The following is a 20,286-nucleotide window of genomic DNA, read 5'->3' as shown; positions in this document are numbered from 1 at the left end:
ACTAATGAAAGCACTTACAAAATTAGGGGGAAATAGGATGGCTGAACTTAAATTAGTAAATGTTAAAAAGGTATACGACAATAAAGTAGTTTCTGTAGAAGACTTTAATTTAGAAATACGAGATAAAGAGTTTTTAGTTTTAGTAGGGCCATCAGGTTGTGGTAAATCGACAACATTACGTATGATTGCCGGCTTGGAAGAAATCTCTTCTGGGGATTTATTTATCGGAGATAAACGCGTGAACGATGTACCACCAAAAGATCGTAATATCGCGATGGTGTTCCAAAACTACGCGCTTTACCCACATATGGATGTTTATAATAACATGGCTTTTGGACTGAAGTTGCGTAAATTTAAAAAAGACGAAATAAAAAAACGTGTCGATAATGCTGCAAAAATTTTAGGTCTTGAGAATCTGTTGAATCGTAAGCCTAAAGCACTTTCTGGTGGTCAACGTCAGCGTGTAGCACTTGGTAGAGCAATTGTTCGTGATGCTGAAGTTTTCTTAATGGATGAACCACTATCTAACTTAGATGCAAAGCTACGTGTGCAAATGCGTGCGGAAATTCAAAAGCTACATAGCCGTCTGCAAACGACAACTATTTATGTAACGCATGACCAAACAGAGGCAATGACAATGGCTACAAGATTAGTAGTTATGAAAGATGGGATCATCCAACAGGTTGGTGCGCCAAAAGAGGTATATGATGAGCCAGATAATGTATTTGTCGGTGGGTTTATTGGTTCTCCAGCGATGAATTTCTTGAATGGTAAATTGGTTGGTAATCATTTTGTAATGGATGATGTAAAATTATTAGTACCAGATGGCAGACTTAAAGTTCTTAAAGAACGTGGTTATGATGGAAAAGATATCATTCTTGGTATTCGTCCAGAGGATATTAATGACGAGCAAGTTTTCTTAGACTTCTCACCTGAAACTAAAGTGAGTGCATCTGTAGAGGTTGCTGAGTTGATGGGTGCTGAAATTATTCTTTATTCGCAAGTGAACAACCAAAGCTTTGTTGCTCGAATTGACTCGCGCTTTAATATTTCAGCAGGGGACACAATTGATCTTGCATTTGATCTTAGTAAAGCACATTTCTTTGATAAAGAAACAGAACAACGTATTAAGTAATAATAAGCCGCTAAAGGAAGGGAATTCCTTAGCGGCTTTTATCATTAGAAGGCTCGAACATTCTTGGTAATAAGACTTGTGGTGACTCCAACAAAAAAGATTGTAATTATCGATAGAAGTAAGGTATCAGTAGATAATAATAGACCCCCACTTAAGACAACTATTGAATCAATAATAAATATGAGGATCCCTACATTTATACCCGTTTTATCACTAAGTAATTGAGCTACTAAATCTGTACCCCCTGTGCTTGTCTTAAATCGCAACATTAACCCAATACCAACACCTACAAAAGTTCCACCTAAAATAGAGCTATATATCGATTGAATATGTATAAAGCCTACCAATGGCTGTAGCAAATCTATCAAAAAGGAGGAAATGATCATTCCATGCAAACTATTATAAAAATATTCCCGATAATTGAACCATGCAATCATAAAGACTGGGATACTAAAACAAATAATCATTAGTCCAGGCTTTAAACCCCAAAGGTAATTTAATATAAGCGCTATTCCTATAATTCCACCGTCCAACACTTTATACGGTATTAAAAAAAGATTAATACCTAATGCTATGAAAATACTTCCAACTAAAATAACTAAGCCTTTTTTCCAAAAATGCATCTAATCACTCCCATGGACATCCATGTATATACACTATGAAATAATGGAAGGGAAAATGTAAAAAAATAAGGTGATGTTAAAGGAAAACGTATCATTTTTTTCATTGATTATGATTTAGATATAAAAGTACTTTGATATTTATCCTCCTTTTAATTGAATGCATTAAGCAAAAATTGGCTGGCTTAAGTCCGGTGTAATACCGAATTAAAACCAGCCAATCAACTACATATTAAAGCTCTTATTATAAGGGGGCATTACTGAACTATCCTGTTCTTAATCTATTTTATAGAAAGATTAGTTTCTAGGATCTACATAATCCGGATAATCAGAAATGATTGCGTCAACTCTCATTTTGAATAGTAAGTCTGCTGCTTCTTGACTACGTACTGTCCATGAACCAATTTGCATTCCTAGAGAGTGAACTTGACTTACTAATTCTTCTGTCACGATTCCATAACTTGGGTTAAACCAATCTGCATATGTTGAAAATTCTTGTAAAGCTTCTAATGTTGTATCTGCACTGTTAGAAGTTAATACACCGATTGAAACTTTAGGAAGAAGTTGGTTCGTTTTTTTCATTGATTCAAAGTTAAAAGATTGAATAATTATTTTCTCATTTTGTGGTTTATCGAGATTTCGTTCTTTTAAAGCTTCTGATACTTGATCTTCAATACCAGGGTAAAGCTCTGGAGCTTTTAACTCTATTAAAATTCCAATTTTCCCATGGTAACGCTCAAGAATCTCCTCAAATGTTGGGATTGTTTCTCCTACAAACTGTTCCTCTTTCCAACTACCTGCATCCAGACTTCTAAGCTGTTCAAATGTTAAATCCCCAACTTTTCCCGTTCCATCAGTTGTACGATCCACTGTTGTATCATGGATTACTACTAATTCACCATCTTTACTTCTTTGCACATCGATTTCAATATAATCTGCTTTCATATCAACAGCCAGATCAAAAGCGGCAATCGTATTTTCTGGTGCGTAACCTGTTGCACCACGGTGTGCTACATTTTCGACTTGTTTTCTTTCACCTACTGTTTGTCCTTCAGCAAATGCCTGACTAATTGGACTGAAAAAAAACGATAAAGCCAGTCCTGTTCCTATTAATAATTTTTTGTTCATTTTCTCCATCTCCTATCTAATAATATATTTCGAATTTATTATAAAACAGGGATGTTAAAGCATTATGTAGATATATTTATAGCTTAATAAAGATTCTGTTAACAAAATTTTACCTTTTTGCTTACGTATTTTTACAAATCTACTGATGAATTAGTGAGATAGAAATGAAATATTTCCTTATTTTACCTACATCGCGTTTTGAACTAAATATTGGGTGAAAATTAGGTCTGTTTAATTAATTTAGAATGTCTATCTATTTTTGTCGGTGGAATTTAATAAATAGATAAGATCACTTTAATAGTGTTCTTCTACATATTTTAATGAAACTCAGACCATACTAATATTAAATAATTGATTTGAAGGTGAGTTCATGAAACGCAAAATTGTAATTGGCTTAATTACATTTATTTTCATCTGTAGTGTTCTAGTATTAGCAATTTCTATATCTCCAACAAAAGAGCTGGATGATATTTCAATAAATTCAACAAAGAAACCCATTATACTAGTTGCCGTAGATTCCTTAATGAGTGAACCATTACAAAAAGCAGTGAAACAAGGAAAAGCACCTGCATTCTCATTTTTGATCAACAATGGACATATTAATCCAGAAATGATTAGCTCTTATCCGACAATGTCAGTTACTATTGATAGTACTCTATTAACCGGTACGTATCCTAATCAACATAAAGTGCCGGGATTGATCTGGTTTAAAGAAGATGAAAATCGAATGATTAGTTATGGAAGTGGAATAAGTGAAATATGGAATAATGGTGTAAAAAATATTTCAATGGACAGCGTTATTCATCTCAATGAAAACCATTTAAGTAAAGAGGTTTTAACGATTCATGAAGAGCTAGCGACCCGCAAGCTTTCATCTGCTTCGATTAATGGCCTTTTATTTCGTGGAAGTGTTCAACATCAACTAAACGTCCCTAAACTTATTTCAACGGTCAATCTTTTACCAAAAGAAATTGAAATAAATGGACCAACATTGTTTTCACTTGGCCTGTTATCTCAATATAATTCTAAAAACGACTGGAATAAATTTGTATGGAACCGTTTAGGAGTAAACAATAAATTCAGTGCAAATGAGTTGAAATACTTAATCGAACAAAAGAAGTTACCTTCCTTTACACTAACATATTTACCGGATGCAGATGCTTCCGTACACAAACATGGCCCGGATGATTTAAAGGGCATTGAAAAAGCAGATGAGGCGCTACAAGACATATTAAATAGCTTTTCATCTTGGGAAGAAGCAATTCAAGAGGTAACCTGGATTGTACTAGGTGATAGCGGCCAATCATTCATAAAAAAAGAGAAAGAAACTTCTTTAATTGATTTAAATAATTCATTGAAGAATTATACGTTTTGGGAAGGTGAGAAAAGGAATGTCCAACTTGCCATCGCTATCAATGAGCGAATGGCGTACATTTACGTAAATGATAAACAAGTTGAATTATCAGAAATCACGGACATTTTAAAAAAGGACAAGCGTATTGGCATTATAGCTTGGAAAGATGAACAAACAAACTATGTTGTAAGTCCCCTAAGTGATGAGGAATTTACGTTTTCACCAAAGGGTAAGTATGTTGACGAATATGAACAATCGTGGGATATTGCAGGGAACGCCTCCATCTTAGATTTGAAAATGACAAATGGAGGACGGATTCAGTATCAAAATTATCCAGATGCCCTTGCTAGGCTATATGGAGCACTTCATTCACAGGAAGGGCGTGTTATTATTGTGGATGCAAGACCATCTTATGAGTTCATTGAAAAACATAGTCACGACCATGCAGGAGGTGGGGCGCATGGATCTCTTCATAAAGTAGATTCCATTGTTCCAATAATTGTTACTGGGACAAATGACTTCCCAGAATATAATCGTCTTGTTGATGTGAAGGAATGGATTCTTCAACTATTGGAAGGTACATAAGTATAGTGTCACTCCATTTTTTTCAGAAAGTAAAGAATTCATTTTATGAAAAATAATTAACTTTAAAAAATAAAAACCATACCGCATGATTTTGCTCATCTGCAGCTATTTGGTTATACACGTCCATTACAATAGGATGTTTTCTTGCTACCTCGTGGTAAAAATCCACAGCTCCTTGTTCATCATTAAATGAGCTAATGACTCCTTTTTGAAAATTGGTTGGACATTGTTCTGTTATTTGTGGACTAGGGTGCCTTCCTGTTAACGATAAGTAAATACTGGAGAACGTTTGAAAATGTCTCATTTCATCTTTCCTTATTTCAAGAATGCGATTTTTAACTTCCTCGTTTGGGGCTATAGCAGCTAATTGTTCATAACAATGAATTGCGGTAAATTCGCTATTAATCGTTTTCGTTAAATCGGCAAGCAAGCTAGAATAAGTGGAAGTTTGATTTGTATGGTTATTCAATTTAAATTCCTCCCTTTCTATCATTACATTATGAATTCGTTCAACAACTTGACACAGTACCAATGAAATAACTAATAAATAGAAGTCCACAAGGCGTCGAAATAGCCTAGTGGACTTTTATCTTTCTCATTAGTTAAAATTTCATTTATATTAGTTAATTGAATTTTTACTGAGGTTGTTCCATGTTTATAATCAGGTGTTTTTCGAAGTATAATCTCTTGTTAGTTATGCAGTTTTATTTCATATGTAGGAAGAAATAGCATAACATGTCGTTCACTCAACATATATATATTAGTATAAAATCGAAATTGATTTTTCTAGTAATTGTAAGATTACTCTGAGATAAGAGACTTTAAATGCCGGTTCATAATGTTTAAGAGCAAGCAAATTAGGGAGTTGAGTTTAACCTGGAATTTAAAAATAGTCGTACTATTAGTATGTTTGAAAGAGTTAGTCGTGTCTTGTTTATTATTGTTGGAGCACTTATTACAGCTATCGGTCTAGAAGCTGTATTAATTCCAAACAATCTAATTGATGGAGGAATTACTGGTATATCTATCTTGTTCTCTCATTTAACAGGATTCTCGTTAAGCTTATTCCTATTCATTTTAAATATTCCGTTTGTATTCATTGGATATAAGGAACTTGGAAAGTCATTCGCCTTTAGTTCAGTAATTGGCATCTCTGTATTGTCCATTGCTACTAGCTTATTGCACCACATTCCAACTATTATTTCTGGGGATACCATGTTAGTTGCAGTATTAGGAGGTATTATGATCGGTTTAGGAGTTGGCATTGTTTTACGAAAAGGTGGCGCTCTAGATGGTACAGAAATTTTAGCTATACTAATTGCAAAGAAATTCCCTTTATCTGTGGGGGAAGTGATTATGAGTATTAATGTGTTAATATTCTCATTCGCCATGTTAATCTATGGATTGAGGGGTGCTTTATGTTCGGCTATAGCTTATTTTATTGCTATGAAGGTAATAGACATGGTACAAGCTGGCTTTGACGAATCCAAAAATATTATGATCATTAGCAACAATTCACGTAAAATTGGTGACGCAATTCAATCACGTTTTGATCGTGGTGTTACATATATAATTGGTGAGGGTGGAAAAACCAAAGAAAGTGTTGAAATAGTTTTCTGTGTTATAAACAGGTTGGAAGAACCTGAACTTAGAACACTCATTAAGACGATTGACATAAATGCTTTCGTAGCAATAAATGGTGTGGTAGAAGTTCGCCAATATTAGTTGTTTTTCAAGGATTAATCTATAATTTTTAGCATGAAGTTTTGCTTTTTCTATTTCCAATTTATTTTAGAATTTACAAAAAATAATCTATTTTTCGTTTTCGATATGTTATGATTATTTCATCATAGCTTGCAGGCAGCAGGGGGAGTTTTGTGAAACATTTTATGCACTGGATGCTCCAATTAGCTGTTGCATTCATCGGAATTCTGCTTATAAGTGGTTTGCCAATTCTTATTAATGGTTTTCAGAAAGGGGAGTTTTGGTGGAGAGAATATGGGGAGCATTTACTTGTAATTTTTCCACTGAATCATTTTCTAGATACATATTTTAGCAGTTATATTGGCGAATCTATCTTCTATTCATTAGAAATATTATTTCTAGCACTTCTTGTTTCTGTTTTTTTTGCTTTATCCTTCACAGTAATGACCATGCTTTTTAAGGAACGTGCACGACAGCGAATCAAAACATTGTTTTTCTTTTTGGAATCATTACCTGATATTTTAGTTATTTTGCTTATCCAATTACTTGTTATTCTGGTTCATAGACATACTGGGGTTTTTATGCGAATTGCGTCCACTGGTGGAGAAAAAATCTATCTACTACCAGTTTTTTGTTTGATGATTTTGCCAATGGTTCAGCTTTATCGATTAAGTATGCTTACGTTTGAAGCAGAAGAAAGAAAATTATATGTAGAACTCGCTAGATCTCTCGGATTTAATAAAGTTATCATTTTACTTATACATATTTTTCGTAATGCTATTATTAGTATTTTCTTTCAATCCAAAAAAACGATGTGGTTTATGTTGTCCAATTTATTCATCCTGGAACGAATGTTCAACATGCCGGGTATTATGTTTCACTTAAGTGAGCATTTGACTGGAGAGTTATTTTTAATAACTGTTTGTAGCTTTTTCCTCCCAGTGTTCATAGTGTATAGCTTTTTTGAGTGGTACTTTTTACGTCGGACAAGCCGTGGAGGTGCTACATTGTGAAATTGTTATGGAAGCAACCTTATTTTGTCATCGGATTTCTTATACTGACTTTCTTTCTTATCGGAAGCTTTGTTTTTGAATGGATAAATGGTTCAGATCCGAAACAAACCTATTTTTTAATGGAAAAAGGGCGAGTAATAGAGGCTGCACCGCTTTCTCCAAGCTGGATTCATCCGTTAGGGACCGATCAGTATGGCTATGATATGTTCGCTAAAATTATGCTAGGAGCAAAATATACGATTATTTCAGCAATGGGTGTCGCTGCAGTACGAATGCTAATAGCTGTACCCTTGGGATTTGTAATCGGGACCTATTGGCAAAAACGTCGTACTACGATTAATAGTTTCATCGATCCTCTTCATTATGTACCGATGACTATTTTCTCTTATTTAATGCTCTATCCTGTGTTATGGGAGCCAATGGAAGGCTTCTCCACAACTGTCTGGGAGCGTATAGTTATTCAAGTAGCATTAATGGCCATTATTACGGTTCCGATTGTTGCTTCTCTTATCGGAAATGAAGCGAACTTGTTATACCAGCAGGAATATATTCTAGCATCGAGAACACTTGGTGCAAGCAAGAGCCGAATTATTACCAGACATCTCTTCCCAATGATGCGAGAAAAGCTATTTGTCTTATATGGACAGCAGGTCGTGGAAACATTAGTCGTCTTCACTCATTTAGGACTTTTACAATTGTATATCGGAGGAACAGATGTCAGCTATGATCCAATGATGGGTGATCCTCCTAATTCGATTGCTTATGAATGGGCTGGGCTTTTTGGATCTTCTTTCCGCTATTTGCAAGGAGTTCCTTGGTTACCACTTGGGCCAGCTATTTGCTTTGCGCTTGTCATTTTAGCAATTGCTGCGATGATAGAAGGGTATACAAGAGCGGTAAGTGGTCAAGTGAAAATACCGAAACGCAAGAAGGTTTTATTTGTCTCTGATAAAACAGTTGAATGGAATCAAAAACAATTAAAAGAAAAAATACAGTTACTTTATAAAGAAAAATAAAAACTATAGAGAAGACTCTATAGTTTTTATTATTTTTCTACTTTTTTACCTTCTGTTAGTTTCGTAAATGCTTTCATTTCTTTGTCTGGTTTCGGCATATAATTGTATGGATTTCCTTCCTGACCAAACTCCTCTTTTGCTTCAAATTGAATTCCTACCTTTGCCCCAGCTGTTGAGGTAGGATTATTTATAATATTTTCCCTTTCACTATCAAAATGTGGAGTCGCTTTCACATGTTGATTGTCACTTCTTCGTGGCATAATATCATCTCCTTTGTAGTTAATATGACTAAATAGGGTTTGTTCTATTCGAGGTTTGGGTTTTTCATCAAATTTACATTTGAAAATTTATTTAATGGAACTAATTTCATAATGTTTTTAAGTGAGGTCACAGAAAAAGTCCGTTTAAAGAGAAAAGAAGCTAACCCCTTGTGCATAAAGGCTGTTAGCTTCTTTTGTTTTGAGTGGCTTCCTTAAGTAGTGTACTGATCACTTATTTATAATGAATCAGTAACAGCTTGTATCACTGGTATGTTACCAAACGAACAATCCTACAAGCATCGCACTTAGCAAGGATACAGCCATTCCGCTGACTAATAGTTTCCATACATTTTTACCGATGATTTTAGAACGTTCTTCACCTAAAGTGGAGTTATATGTGCCATAAATCATGCCGACTGTACTAAAGTTGGCGAATGAGGTCAAGAAAGTGACAGCAACGGCGATTGTATGTGGATTTAAGTCTTGGAGATGGTTTTTTAAGTCCATCATGGCCACAAATTCGTTTGTCGAGAGTTTAATCCCCATTAACGAAGCAACATACATCGCATCTTGGATACCTAATCCAAGCAAGACGGCAAACGGGAAGAAAATGACACCGAAAATCTTTTCGATTGTCAAACCATCTATAAAGAAACCTAGCATTCCATTAAGAGCGGTAGTTAATGCCACATACCCGATTACCATCGCTAAAATTACAATAACCATTTTCATCCCGATAAGCATACTGTTGGAGATGGTAGAAAAGAAATCTTGACGTTCTTCTTTAGGAGGAACGTAAACAATATCTTCTTCTTTGCTAACCTCTATAGGATTTAAAATACTTGCAAGTAACAGGGCATTTAAACAGTTTAAAGGAATTGCTGCAAATACGTACTCGGCAGGAACCATCGATAAATAGGCCCCAATAATCGAACCACTGACACTGCTCATGCTCATGATTCCGAACGTTAAAAGGCGATGGTCTTTAAGAACGACCAGCTGTTGACGGATAACAGCCAAAGCTTCCGTATTACCAAGGAACATCATCTGAATTGAGAAGAAACTTTCCAGCTTTGGCAATCCAGAAATTTTCGAAATGACCCATCCCACTTTATCAATGATCCATGTCATAATTCCGAAATAAGATAAAATATCGAAGAAAGTCACAATGAAAATAATAGGCAGTAAAGCGCTAAAGAAAAAATCAACGGTTTCATTCGCCATTACAGAAGGAAAGGCAAATGAGATTCCTGCATTTGCGGATGATACCAACCATGTAAAAAAGGAAGTAATTTTATTAATCGTCCATGTTCCTATTGTAGTCGATAACATAAACCAGGTAATAAGCAACTCAGCAATGAGCAAGCTAAGGATAGAGCGCCATCTAATTTTCCGTTTTTCTGGTGAACAAAGGTAAACGAGACCAAGGACAACAAATATGCCCAGTATATTTATTAAAAAAAACATTTTATCATCTCCAACTGTATTTTCCCCAAAATAAAAACTCTTATTCATGCATACCTTCAGCCACCAGACAGAAAGTATGAAATAATAAGAGTTTTTTATTTATACGCAGAAAAGATTAAATATAGATCTTTTAGTTAGGAAATTAATTCGTTTCACCGTACTTATTCTTCTCTTTATTTCACACTTCCTTGTAGTCCGGCATTGTTAGTGGCTGCCGGGTAGAAACTATCAGACCAAATCAAACTGATATTATACAAGGATAATAATTTAAGTTCTTTTTCTTAGGAATAGTGACCATTATATATTAGTGTTCCAGACGAAACAATATAAAAGAATAATGTTGTAATTTTACTAATAATAGTAATAATGAATAAAATAAAATGAAATAGAGGTATCGCAATTCTTATATTCTAGGAATCGGGCTAACTCTTGCACCACTTTAAATATTCATTTCCTATACTTTTGGGCGACAAGGACTTTAATTTACGAAGTTGCTCGAATTGTAAATGTATTCCCTTTTATAAGAGGAGATTTGATATTGACAATTGACTGAACTTTTTGTACGATATGTAAAATCATTATATGATAAATTCGTTGAAGAAGAGAGTAGTCGATACGAAGCTGGGAAGCGAGTTAGGGATGGTGGGAGCCTAATACACAAAGAATCGATGAAGCGCACTTTGGAGAAATGTCCTGAAGCCTAGTAGGGAAAATCGGGGAAGACACCTCGTTACAAACGTAAAAGCGGTCACATTTGTGGCAACTAGAGTGGTACCACGGGAATTTAGCTCTCGTCTCTTTTATAGAGACGAGGGCTTTTTATATTGGAGGAGAAAAAATGAGCCTGTCACATCAAATCGCATCGGTCATTTCAAATGCTTTAGAAAATGATTGGACTGTTGAACAAGTAGAACAGTTACTGGAAAAGCCAAAGCAGAAAGAACTAGGGGATATTGCTTTTCCTTGTTTCACGTTAGCAAAAAAAATGCGTAAAGCTCCGCAGCAAATAGCGCTAGAGTTAAGTAAGAAGTTAGAGGATAAATTAATAGCTAGCGTTCAAGTCGCTAGTGGATACGTGAATATTTTCCTCGATCAAGCTCTTATTACAAACCAAGTACTCCGAGCAATAACCACGGATCAACAGGAGTATGGAGGTAAAAATAAAAAGCATGAAAAAATTGTGATCGACTTTTCCTCCCCTAATATAGCAAAGCCTTTTTCAATGGGGCACTTGCGTTCAACCGTAATCGGCAACTCCTTAGCGAATATTGCGGAGAAGAATGGGTACAAAGCTGTTCGCATTAATCATCTAGGAGATTGGGGTACACAATTTGGAAAGTTAATAGTCGCTTATAAATTATGGGGGAACAAAGAGAAAATCCTTGCAGCACCGATTGAAGAGTTATTAAAGATATATGTCCATTTTCATGAAATGGCAGAAAAAGATGACTCATTAAATGAGCAAGCTCGAGCAGCTTTTAAATCGCTCGAAGAAGGCGATGAAGAGGCTCTATCCTTATGGAAGTGGTTCAAAGAGGCATCGTTAAAGGAGTTCCAATTAATCTATGAGCTTTTGGATGTTCACTTTGATTCTTATGCTGGAGAGGCTTTTTATAACGATAAAATGACTACGGTAGTTGACGATTTAAAGGAAAAAGGATTACTGATTGAATCCCACGGTGCTTATGTAGTAGAACTCGAAGATATGCCTCCGAGTCTGATCACTAAAAAAGATGGGGCGACTTTATATGCTACACGCGATTTATCAGCAGCAATGTATCGTCATCAAACGTATCAAGCGAGTAGAACGTTTTATGTTGTGGGAAATGAACAAACGCTTCACTTCAAGCAATTATTTTCGGTACTACAAAAAATGGGGTTTGAATGGTCTAAACAGCTAGAACATGTTCCATTTGGGATGATGCTCAAAGACGGCAAAAAAATGTCTACGCGTAAGGGTAAAGTTATCTTGCTTGCCGATGTAATCGCCGATGCTATAAAGACTGCAAAGCATAATATTAATGAAAAAAATCCAACTTTAGAAAATAAGGAGGAAGTAGCAACGCAAGTTGGAGTTGGAGCAGTTATTTTCAATGATTTAAAAAATGACCGTATGAATGATATTGAGTTTTCGTTGGAACAAATGCTTAATTTTGAAGGGGAAACAGGACCATATGTACAATATACCTATGCTAGAATTTGTTCATTGCTCCAAAAAGGTAACTTTGAGGCAGAAGCGTTCAGCTTTTCTTCTATTGGAGGTGAAGCATGGACCATTATCCAGCTACTCGAGGATTTTCCACGTGTTGTTGAAAAAGCATTCGAGCATGCGGATCCATCTCAAATTGCGAAGTTTAGTTTACTACTTGCGCGCCAGTTCAATAAATATTATGCTAACACAAAAATTCTAGCAGATGATGAAACGACATCTTCTAAATTAACATTCGCATTTACAGTATCTGTTGTCTTGAAGGAGTCCTTACGACTTTTAGGTATACCAGTTCCTGAGAAGATGTAATTTCTCGTCTAAAGGGTTATATTTACAAGTTAGCACCTATTCTTAGATTGAGTGGGCTTATTTTTCATATGTAGATCAATGAATCACATTAATGAACGAACTAACGTAAACTAGGGGAAAAAGGAGTGAACTTAGTATGCATTTTCACTCAAATGAAATTTCCTCCAACCCACATAATCCTGTATATAAAAGTCCATATTCTCAATACACGGCACCTGTTCGATACTTTTTGAACAAATCATCAAGCTATGACCAACACTACTATATAAGTAAAGCAGCGGTTGATTTTCTAAGCATGAACCGACTTCTTTGGCTTGAGCATGTCAATTGGACTAGAATGACCATCACAAGTATTGTATTCAACCTACCTGATCTACCTTCTGTGCAAGCACGACTTTTACAAAACGCAACCGATCTTGGGAATTGTCTTCGCCCCTTTTACGGCGATCAAATTGCTGACAAATATGCGGAACTTATAAAAGAACACTTAGTATTAGCAGCAGAACTAGTAACGGCAGCAGTAAAAGGAGATACAAAAAAAGCAGAGGAAAAAGAAAAAGAGTGGTATCGTAACGCTGATGACATTGCAATCTTTTTAAGTAATATTAATCCGTATTTAACGAATGCAGAAGTGCAGCGAATGTTTTATAAGCATCTCGCATTAACAAAACAAGAGGCAGTATATATGATTCAAAAAAATTATGAAGAAGATATTAAAGTATTTGACCAAATAGAAGCAGAAGCTTTGGAAATGAGCGACATGATAGCACAAGCAATTATCATGCAATTTCCTCATATGTTTTAAAATATAAAAAGAGCCTGGAACTATTTCCAAGCTCTTTCCTTATTTACACATTTATCTATTAACGTTTGTTACAATTTTGTTCTATCCATTAAGAGCGAGTAGTCCATCCACCGTCTACGACTAACTCTAATCCTGTTACGTATTTTGATTCATCAGATGCCAAATATAAATACGCATTCGCGATATCCATTGATTCTCCCGCATAAGGTTTTAAAGCTGATTTACCTTCGTAATGTGCACCCATTTCTTCTTGCGACTTAATCCCGACTGCTTCCGCTAAACCCGTAAAAATTGCCCCCGGATGTACAGAATTCACACGGATATTATCTTTACCGAACCATTGAGCGGCATGTTTTGTCAATGAACGAACAGCACCTTTAGATGCACTATATGCTGCACCATGCCCGTCACCAATACCACCAAGAATAGCTGCAATGGAAGAAGTGTTCACAATCGAACCCCCACCATTCTTTTGCATATGGGGAATAACGGCTTTCATACCTAACCATACTCCCGTAGAGTTAATAGCCATTACTTTTTCCCAATCCTCTAATTCAGCTTCTAATATACCTTTAGCTATATGGATTCCAGCATTATTAACCAGCACATCAATTTTGCCGTAATTTTCAATTGTTTTGTCAATTACTTCTTTCCATGATTCTGGCTTTGAAACATCTAACGGAAGTGCTATTACTTCGCCACCACTTGCAACGATTTTATTTACATTTTCCGCTAATTTATCTACTACAACATCTGTTGCAACTACTTTTGCTCCTTCTTTAGCAAATAATTTGGCACCCGCAAGTCCCATCCCACTTGCTGCACCTGTTATAATTACTACCTTTCCTTCTAAACGCGCCATAAACAAAACCTCCTATAAATTTTTATATAAATTTTATTTTCTTTTTATTGTGCAAATAGACCACCATCAATAACAAACTCTGCTCCTGTTGAATAACTAGATTCATCTGAAGCTAGGTATAGGACAAGGTTAGTTACTTCTTCTGGTTTTGCAGTCCTACCTATCGGGATTGACTTACTAATTTCAGCAAGCATAGCTTCCGTTTCTTCGTTCATGGTCATCGGAGTTTCAATAATTCCTGGATGTATAGAGTTCACTCTAATCCCAAATTCACCAAATTCAAGTGCAGCTGCTTTTGTCATACCTCTAACAGCAAATTTTGAAGCTACATATGCAATTTGATTTCTACCTGCAATAAGTCCAGCCAGAGACGAAATATTTACAATTGAACCTGTTTTTGTTTTTTTCATAGAGGGGTAAACTGCTTTCATCCCAAGAAAAACCGATACTTGGTTTACATCTATCACTTTTCGATATTCATTTTCAGTTGTGTCTTCAATTGGCTTATTTGGTGCTATACCTGCATTGTTTACTAATATATCGATGGGTCCAAATTTATCTTGAGTTTCTGCTACAATCGAATCCCAATCGTTTGCGCTTGTTACATCATGTTCTAGGAATATTGCATTTTCCCCAAGTTCTTTGGACAACGCTTGTCCTTCTTCAACTAGAATATCCGTGAAAACTACTTTTGCACCTTCACTAACAAATCTTCTTACGTGAGATGCTCCCATTCCTCGTGCTCCGCCCGTAATGATTGCAACTTTACCATCCAGTCTTGCCATAGACATTTCCTCCTTTTTGATAACAAATAAACGCTATTTGTAGACAACGCAGTGTCTATAATTTAGTGTAATTTATGAAAACGCTTTCTTCAATCATCAATATGAAGCAAAATGTTGTATAGTAGATATATAATATAGAAACGATGAAAATAGTAATGATTTAGGAGGAATTCCAATTGAATAAAACACTAGATCCGCGTGTGGTTCGTACACGACGATTACTTATTAATGCATTGACGGAATTAATCGTTACTGGAGGCTATGAACCTATAACCATTCGTGAAATTGTACAGAAAGCGGAGGTTAATCGATCCACATTTTATCTTCATTTTCGTGATAAACAGGATATATTGACTCAAATGCAGGATGATTTATTGAATGAGTTGAGTAAATCTTTGGAGTACTCTTTGTATACATACGAGTTAGCGATTAATGATTACATTAACTTAAATAAGCCAATTAAATCACATGTTTCGATGTTCGAGCATATTCAGAAGTATTCTTCCCTTTATCAAAAAATATTAAGTGAGAAAGAGTTTAGAGAACGTTTTACGCAAGGAATAAAAACGGAAGTACTTCGATTTAGGGATAGTGTTTTAGAAGCTACCTTTATGGCAAATGGGGCAGTTGGGGTTATTCTTTACTGGTTAGACAATGGTATGAAAGAAACAATCACGGAAATGAGTTTATGGCTTACACAAATTACTTTGTTTCCGTTAGGCAAGTTCAAATGACATACCAATATGCTGAAAACATTATTTAGTAAAAAGCACTCCCTTAAGATGGGAGTGCTTTTTATATGGCATTTAAAGGATTTTTTTAGTAGCTAATAGAATAAGTATAGGAGTATGTATTAGAAGAAAGGAGAGGTGATGAAGATAATTGAATCAGTAAATAAGCATCAAATGATTCCTTTTGTAATGACGATGTTTGTTTATTTTGCGGACCTATATTTGTATCTCCTCGATTATATTTCGAATTTTTTCTTTTGGATTATATTGTTCTTGCTCGTAATATTATGGTCATTTTTTTTATTTAGCATTCGAAAGACGCAAATCTCCAAACATACCTTTGTGTTCACCTTAATAGCTTCGTTATTCTTACTGGTATATGAATTTCCAATTCTCTCGGTGAAGGAAAACAACTATTTCGTACTTTCATATTTACCTCCAGAAGAACTAATAAAAAACACAGGAATTTATATATTACCTGTAAAATCTATCGAAATACAGCAACAAGAGCCTTTAAATGAACCAGCTTTTCGAAATTTTCATAGTCACTTATTAATTCTAGACATAATTAAAGGAACTAATTTTCAAGTCTATTCCGGGAAAACTTCCTTCATCTATAAATTGGTTGGGATCAATCTGGAGGAGGATTATTTTCATCAGATGTCCGTGAATGTAAAGTCGTATTTAAATACAAGTAATCCTGCTATAGATGAGTTTCTCTCTAGAAATAATTCAGGGGGGAACAGTGCAGGCTTAGCTCTCGTTTTATCTAGTCTAGTAGAACAAGGAAAATTTAAAAATAATATACCGATTGGTGTAACTGGGGCTATTAGTAAAACTGGAAAAGCAATAGAGATTGGTCTTACAAAAGAGAAAATTCTTAGTGCCAATAAAATAGGTCTCTCCTATATAATTCTCCCGATCGGAAATCTGGAGGAGGGCAATGATGTGGTGAAATCATTAAATCTTCCAATAGAAGTAATTGGAGTCCGAAATGTGGATGAAGCTATTGAACAAATTAACGAATTAAATAAAGATCTCGAATAACAATAGCGTTCCTACGATAGGAACGCTTTTTTACATCCACCAATTATTTACCATTGAATAAGAACTTGTGTTCGTAATATACTATAAAGAACATACGTTCCTTAAGAGAGGAGTAAATAATTTGTATGAAGGACTAAAAAATCGGGAAATAATATGCATTGATATACGTAGTTTTTTTGCGAGCTGTGCAGCAGCAGACGCAGGCTTGGATGTGATGAATACCCCAATAGCGGTCATCGGAAATTTAGAGCAAAAAGGAAGTATTGTGCTCGCTGCGTCTCCACCTATGAAAAAACAGTTTGGTGTAAAGACGGGAACTCGTTTGTTTGAAATACCAGATCATCCTTCCATTCATCTTATCGAACCTAAAATGGAGTTTTTCGTTCGTGTATCGATGGAAATTACACGCTATTTACATCAGTTTGTCCCACACGAATCGATACATGTATACAGTGTTGATGAGTGTTTCGTAGATCTTGGTGGAACAGAAAAGCTTTGGGGACCAGTTGAAAAAACGATTAAACGGATACAAGATGAACTATATGCCCAATTTCAGTTACCCTGTGCGGTTGGGATGGGGCCAAATATGCTTATGGCTAAGCTCGCACTTGACCTAGAAGCCAAAAAAACTGGTTTTGCGAAATGGACATATGAAGACGTTCAAGAAAAACTGTGGCCAGTAACTCCTTTAAGCGAAATGTGGGGGATTGGATCCCGTCTCCAAAAAACATTAAATAACATGGGGATTTTCAAAGTTGGTCAATTGGCGAATACACCATTATCTCTACTCGAGGAAAAATTTGGTGTAATGGGAAACCAACTTTATTTTCATGCGTGGGGAATCGATCTATCGGAGCTAGGAGCACCTCTTGCAGAAGGTCAAATTAGTTATGGTAAGGGACAAATATTATTTCGAGATTATCGCAGTAAAAAAGAAGTTATGGCAGTCGTTTTAGAAATGTGTGAGGATGTAGCTAGACGTGCACGTGAAGCAGAGATGGTTGGTAGAACGATACATTTATCCGTTGGTTATAGTCAAAACGAATTTGGCGGTGGTTTTCATCGTTCCCGTTCAATTGATGAACCCACAAATGCCACGATGGCCATTTATAAAGTGTGTGAACAAATCTTTGATGAATTTTATGATCGTCGCCCAGTTCGGAAATTGTCTGTCTCGATCACGAATTTAGAACCAGAGTATTCCATGCAGCTAAGCTTGTTTGAAGAAAATAAATGGAAGGAACGAAAGCTTGGTAAAACAATGGATGCCCTACGGAGTAAATACGGCTCTACTGCAGTTTTGCGTGCCGTATCTTATACAGAAGCAGGAACTGCTAGAAAGCGTGCTAGGTTACTTGGTGGGCATAAAAAATAAAAAAATGTGTCGGATCCATAATTTTGACTTTAATAAAAAAGAAGACTATATTTATCCTATAAATATCTTTGATTCGAGATATGAATATACAGATATTTAAATTTTTTTAGATAGGGAGAGATTTTCTAATGAAATTACAAAACAAAGTAGCGATAATCACTGGTGGTGCATCGGGAATCGGTGCCGCAACAGCAAAACTTTTTGTTCAAGAAGGTGCAAAAGTAGTACTAGTCGATTTGAATGAAGAAAAAGGTAAAGCATTTGAAGCAGAGTTAAAAGCACAAAATGCAGAAGCATTATTTGTTAAAGCTAATATTACAAGTGAAGAAGAAGTTCAAAATATATTCAAAGAAACAATTGCCACTTTTGGCAAGGTCGATGTTGTTTTTAATAATGCTGGTATTGGTCGCGTAACTCCAACAGAAGAGCTAGAATATTCGGAATGGCGTAATACAGTAAATGTCGATTTAGATGGTGTATTCCTAGTTGCACGTGAAGCAATACGTGAAATGCTTAAAGGCGACGGAGGAACAATTGTCAATACTGCTTCCATGTACGGCTGGGTAGGTTCACCTGGTTCAGCTGCATATAACGCTGCAAAAGGTGGAGTGATTAACTTAACTCGTTCCCTAGCGTTGGAATATGCAACTAAAAATATTCGTGTAAATGCACTAGCTCCAGGCTTCATCGATACACCGATTATTCCTGAAGAAAGCAAAGAAGTATTAAAAACAATGACGCCAATGCAACGTCTTGGACAAGCAGAAGAAATGGCTAAAGCAGTATTATTCATGGCTTCAGACGATTCTTCGTTTATGACAGGAAATGTTCTAACAGTTGATGGCGGATATACAGCACAATAATCATATCCATAAAAAGACTTCCAACTTGGGAGTCTTTTTTTATAGCTGATGGAGTCATCAAACTTTCAATAAGTTACTCCTCGAATTCATCATAAAATTCAAACAAGTCCCGTTGACAAATTTTCTCGAAAATACCCACATAATAACCTGTAAGATTACGAATTTTTTTCTTTTTTAAAGCTTGTAACGAAATTATCAGTGCTTGGTAGCCAACTTTTTCATAGAAATTCTTATACTGTGGGAAACAATTTATAACTCGGTAAGTTAGACCACGGTAAACACCATACAATTGACTTACTATCTTTTGATCTTTTCCAAGCATCGAAAAAATAGTGGATTGGAACTGTTGGTAGAATGTACTGGTATTTTTATTTAAAAAATTTTTCACAGGAATTGCAGAGGGAACAATTTCGTTAGAATACGTATTATGTAATAATTCTTTTTTAGAGCTTAAAGAATTATCGGTTTCTTCTTGCGAAAAATGCTCTCCAGCACTTGAGTTTACTGATATCGGAGATTCTTCTCGACTGGTCAATTCCGATTGGTCATCGAAAGGTAAAATGATTAAAATATTAGCCCCATAGCCTTTTGCAACGCGTCGAATCGTTGATATTTTCTTAATGACTTGAAGGCTCTCTAGCTTACGTAACGCCCGTCGTACAGTCGCATCCGATTTATTGATCGAATGAGCGATTGTTTCCACTTTCAAATGAATAGCCCCGGGATACTTACACGCATACTGTGCGAGTAGTGATACTACCGTACGATCCGTATCATTTAACTTATAATAATTCTCATTAATATGCGACCTAATATGTGCATCCATTTCCTGAACACTTTCAAAAACTTGATATGTCTTTAGATAGATAGTCATTTTATTTCCCCCTAGAGTCCGAAGTAAGTTTTGCGATTAGTCAAAGGCTTCGCAACCATTACATAGAAGAAAATAGGGTTAAAGGATACAAATACAATTAAACAGACCTTTAAAAAATGACTTCCAACTCGAAAGTCATTTTTT

19 protein-coding genes, 1 riboswitch and 1 other annotated feature are annotated in these 20,286 nt (G+C 35.6%); of the genes, 11 read left to right on the top strand and 8 right to left on the bottom strand.

The annotated features are described in order from the left end of the window. Nucleotides 1-37: 37 nt before the first annotated feature. Complete coding sequence (locus tag BLR36_RS07700) at nt 38-1,135, top strand: ABC transporter ATP-binding protein (RefSeq protein ID WP_093061154.1); 1,098 nt, start codon at nt 38-40, stop codon at nt 1,133-1,135. A 44-nt stretch (nt 1,136-1,179) separates the two neighbouring features. Here BLR36_RS07700 and BLR36_RS07695 read toward each other — a convergent pair whose 3' ends face one another. Together BLR36_RS07695 and BLR36_RS07690 are read right to left on the bottom strand one after the other, a co-directional pair. Next, nucleotides 1,180-1,758 carry a YitT family protein gene (locus BLR36_RS07695; RefSeq protein WP_093061153.1) on the bottom strand — a complete coding sequence of 193 codons (579 nt, stop codon included), beginning with the start codon at nt 1,756-1,758 and terminating at the stop codon, nt 1,180-1,182. Nucleotides 1,759-2,052: 294 nt separating this feature from the next. Next, complete coding sequence (locus tag BLR36_RS07690) at nt 2,053-2,883, bottom strand: glycerophosphodiester phosphodiesterase (RefSeq protein ID WP_093061152.1); 831 nt, start codon at nt 2,881-2,883, stop codon at nt 2,053-2,055. Between the two features lie 370 nt (nt 2,884-3,253). On the opposite strand from BLR36_RS07690, the gene BLR36_RS07685 reads away from it, so the two are divergent. Next, complete coding sequence (locus tag BLR36_RS07685; RefSeq protein WP_093061151.1) at nt 3,254-4,822, top strand: alkaline phosphatase family protein; 1,569 nt, start codon at nt 3,254-3,256, stop codon at nt 4,820-4,822. 43 nt (nt 4,823-4,865) lie between these two features. Here BLR36_RS07685 and BLR36_RS07680 read toward each other — a convergent pair whose 3' ends face one another. Continuing rightward, nucleotides 4,866-5,291, bottom strand: coding sequence for a ferritin-like domain-containing protein (locus BLR36_RS07680; RefSeq protein WP_254771348.1), 426 nt, complete (start codon nt 5,289-5,291; stop codon nt 4,866-4,868). A 461-nt stretch (nt 5,292-5,752) separates the two neighbouring features. On the opposite strand from BLR36_RS07680, the gene BLR36_RS07675 reads away from it, so the two are divergent. The 3 genes from BLR36_RS07675 (at nt 5,753) to BLR36_RS07665 (ending at nt 8,555) form a co-directional block, all read left to right on the top strand. Next, complete coding sequence (locus BLR36_RS07675; protein ID WP_254771347.1) at nt 5,753-6,547, top strand: YitT family protein; 795 nt, start codon at nt 5,753-5,755, stop codon at nt 6,545-6,547. A 152-nt stretch (nt 6,548-6,699) separates the two neighbouring features. Continuing rightward, the gene (locus tag BLR36_RS07670) at nt 6,700-7,539 is read left to right on the top strand and encodes an ABC transporter permease family protein (RefSeq protein ID WP_093061149.1); all 840 of its coding nucleotides are present in this window, start codon (nt 6,700-6,702) and stop codon (nt 7,537-7,539) included. Further along, complete coding sequence (locus BLR36_RS07665; protein ID WP_093061148.1) at nt 7,536-8,555, top strand: ABC transporter permease; 1,020 nt, start codon at nt 7,536-7,538, stop codon at nt 8,553-8,555. Before BLR36_RS07670 ends, BLR36_RS07665 begins: the two co-directional genes overlap by 4 nt. A gap of 29 nt (nt 8,556-8,584) precedes the next feature. Here the strand turns inward: BLR36_RS07665 and BLR36_RS07660 are convergent, their stop codons facing one another. Then, nucleotides 8,585-8,815 carry a hypothetical protein gene (locus BLR36_RS07660; RefSeq protein ID WP_093061147.1) on the bottom strand — a complete coding sequence of 77 codons (231 nt, stop codon included), beginning with the start codon at nt 8,813-8,815 and terminating at the stop codon, nt 8,585-8,587. Between the two features lie 273 nt (nt 8,816-9,088). After that, nucleotides 9,089-10,282: a NupC/NupG family nucleoside CNT transporter gene (locus BLR36_RS07655; RefSeq protein ID WP_093061255.1), complete on the bottom strand. Its 1,194-nt coding sequence runs from the start codon at nt 10,280-10,282 to the stop codon at nt 9,089-9,091. 171 nt (nt 10,283-10,453) lie between these two features. Next, nucleotides 10,454-10,559, bottom strand: a riboswitch (purine riboswitch). A 308-nt stretch (nt 10,560-10,867) separates the two neighbouring features. After that, nucleotides 10,868-11,084: a binding site (T-box leader), on the top strand. Nucleotides 11,085-11,120: 36 nt separating this feature from the next. On the opposite strand from BLR36_RS07655, the gene argS reads away from it, so the two are divergent. Beyond that, a complete protein-coding gene (argS, locus tag BLR36_RS07650; RefSeq protein WP_175453999.1) occupies nt 11,121-12,800 on the top strand; it encodes an arginine--tRNA ligase in 1,680 nt (559 codons plus the stop codon). Nucleotides 12,801-12,936: 136 nt separating this feature from the next. Beyond that, nucleotides 12,937-13,605 (top strand): hypothetical protein, encoded by a 669-nt coding sequence (locus tag BLR36_RS07645; protein ID WP_093061146.1) that lies wholly within the window; start codon nt 12,937-12,939, stop codon nt 13,603-13,605. Nucleotides 13,606-13,693: 88 nt separating this feature from the next. Here BLR36_RS07645 and BLR36_RS07640 read toward each other — a convergent pair whose 3' ends face one another. Together BLR36_RS07640 and BLR36_RS07635 are read right to left on the bottom strand one after the other, a co-directional pair. Then, nucleotides 13,694-14,467, bottom strand: coding sequence for an SDR family NAD(P)-dependent oxidoreductase (locus tag BLR36_RS07640; protein WP_093061145.1), 774 nt, complete (start codon nt 14,465-14,467; stop codon nt 13,694-13,696). A gap of 44 nt (nt 14,468-14,511) precedes the next feature. Further along, nucleotides 14,512-15,252 carry a glucose 1-dehydrogenase gene (locus BLR36_RS07635; RefSeq protein WP_093061144.1) on the bottom strand — a complete coding sequence of 247 codons (741 nt, stop codon included), beginning with the start codon at nt 15,250-15,252 and terminating at the stop codon, nt 14,512-14,514. Nucleotides 15,253-15,428: 176 nt separating this feature from the next. Between BLR36_RS07635 and BLR36_RS07630 the strand changes: the two genes are divergently transcribed. From BLR36_RS07630 to BLR36_RS07615, 4 genes are all read left to right on the top strand, one after another. Continuing rightward, nucleotides 15,429-15,986: a TetR/AcrR family transcriptional regulator gene (locus BLR36_RS07630; RefSeq protein WP_093061143.1), complete on the top strand. Its 558-nt coding sequence runs from the start codon at nt 15,429-15,431 to the stop codon at nt 15,984-15,986. A gap of 138 nt (nt 15,987-16,124) precedes the next feature. After that, on the top strand, nt 16,125-17,030 hold the full coding sequence (locus BLR36_RS07625) for a S16 family serine protease (protein ID WP_093061142.1): 906 nt from the start codon (nt 16,125-16,127) through the stop codon (nt 17,028-17,030). A 121-nt stretch (nt 17,031-17,151) separates the two neighbouring features. Then, nucleotides 17,152-18,405: a Y-family DNA polymerase gene (locus tag BLR36_RS07620; RefSeq protein ID WP_093061141.1), complete on the top strand. Its 1,254-nt coding sequence runs from the start codon at nt 17,152-17,154 to the stop codon at nt 18,403-18,405. Between the two features lie 128 nt (nt 18,406-18,533). After that, entirely contained in the window at nt 18,534-19,268 is a 735-nt protein-coding gene (locus BLR36_RS07615; protein ID WP_093061140.1) for an SDR family NAD(P)-dependent oxidoreductase, read from the top strand. Between the two features lie 73 nt (nt 19,269-19,341). On the opposite strand, the gene BLR36_RS07610 is transcribed toward BLR36_RS07615, so the two are convergent. Further along, nucleotides 19,342-20,142: a helix-turn-helix domain-containing protein gene (locus tag BLR36_RS07610; RefSeq protein WP_093061139.1), complete on the bottom strand. Its 801-nt coding sequence runs from the start codon at nt 20,140-20,142 to the stop codon at nt 19,342-19,344. Nucleotides 20,143-20,286: the final 144 nt, after the last annotated feature.

Source organism: Psychrobacillus sp. OK028 (genome assembly GCF_900103605.1).
Classification (GTDB): domain Bacteria; phylum Bacillota; class Bacilli; order Bacillales_A; family Planococcaceae; genus Psychrobacillus.
Note: the sequence above shows the minus strand (reverse complement) of the source record. Positions and strands in the feature narration are given on the sequence as shown.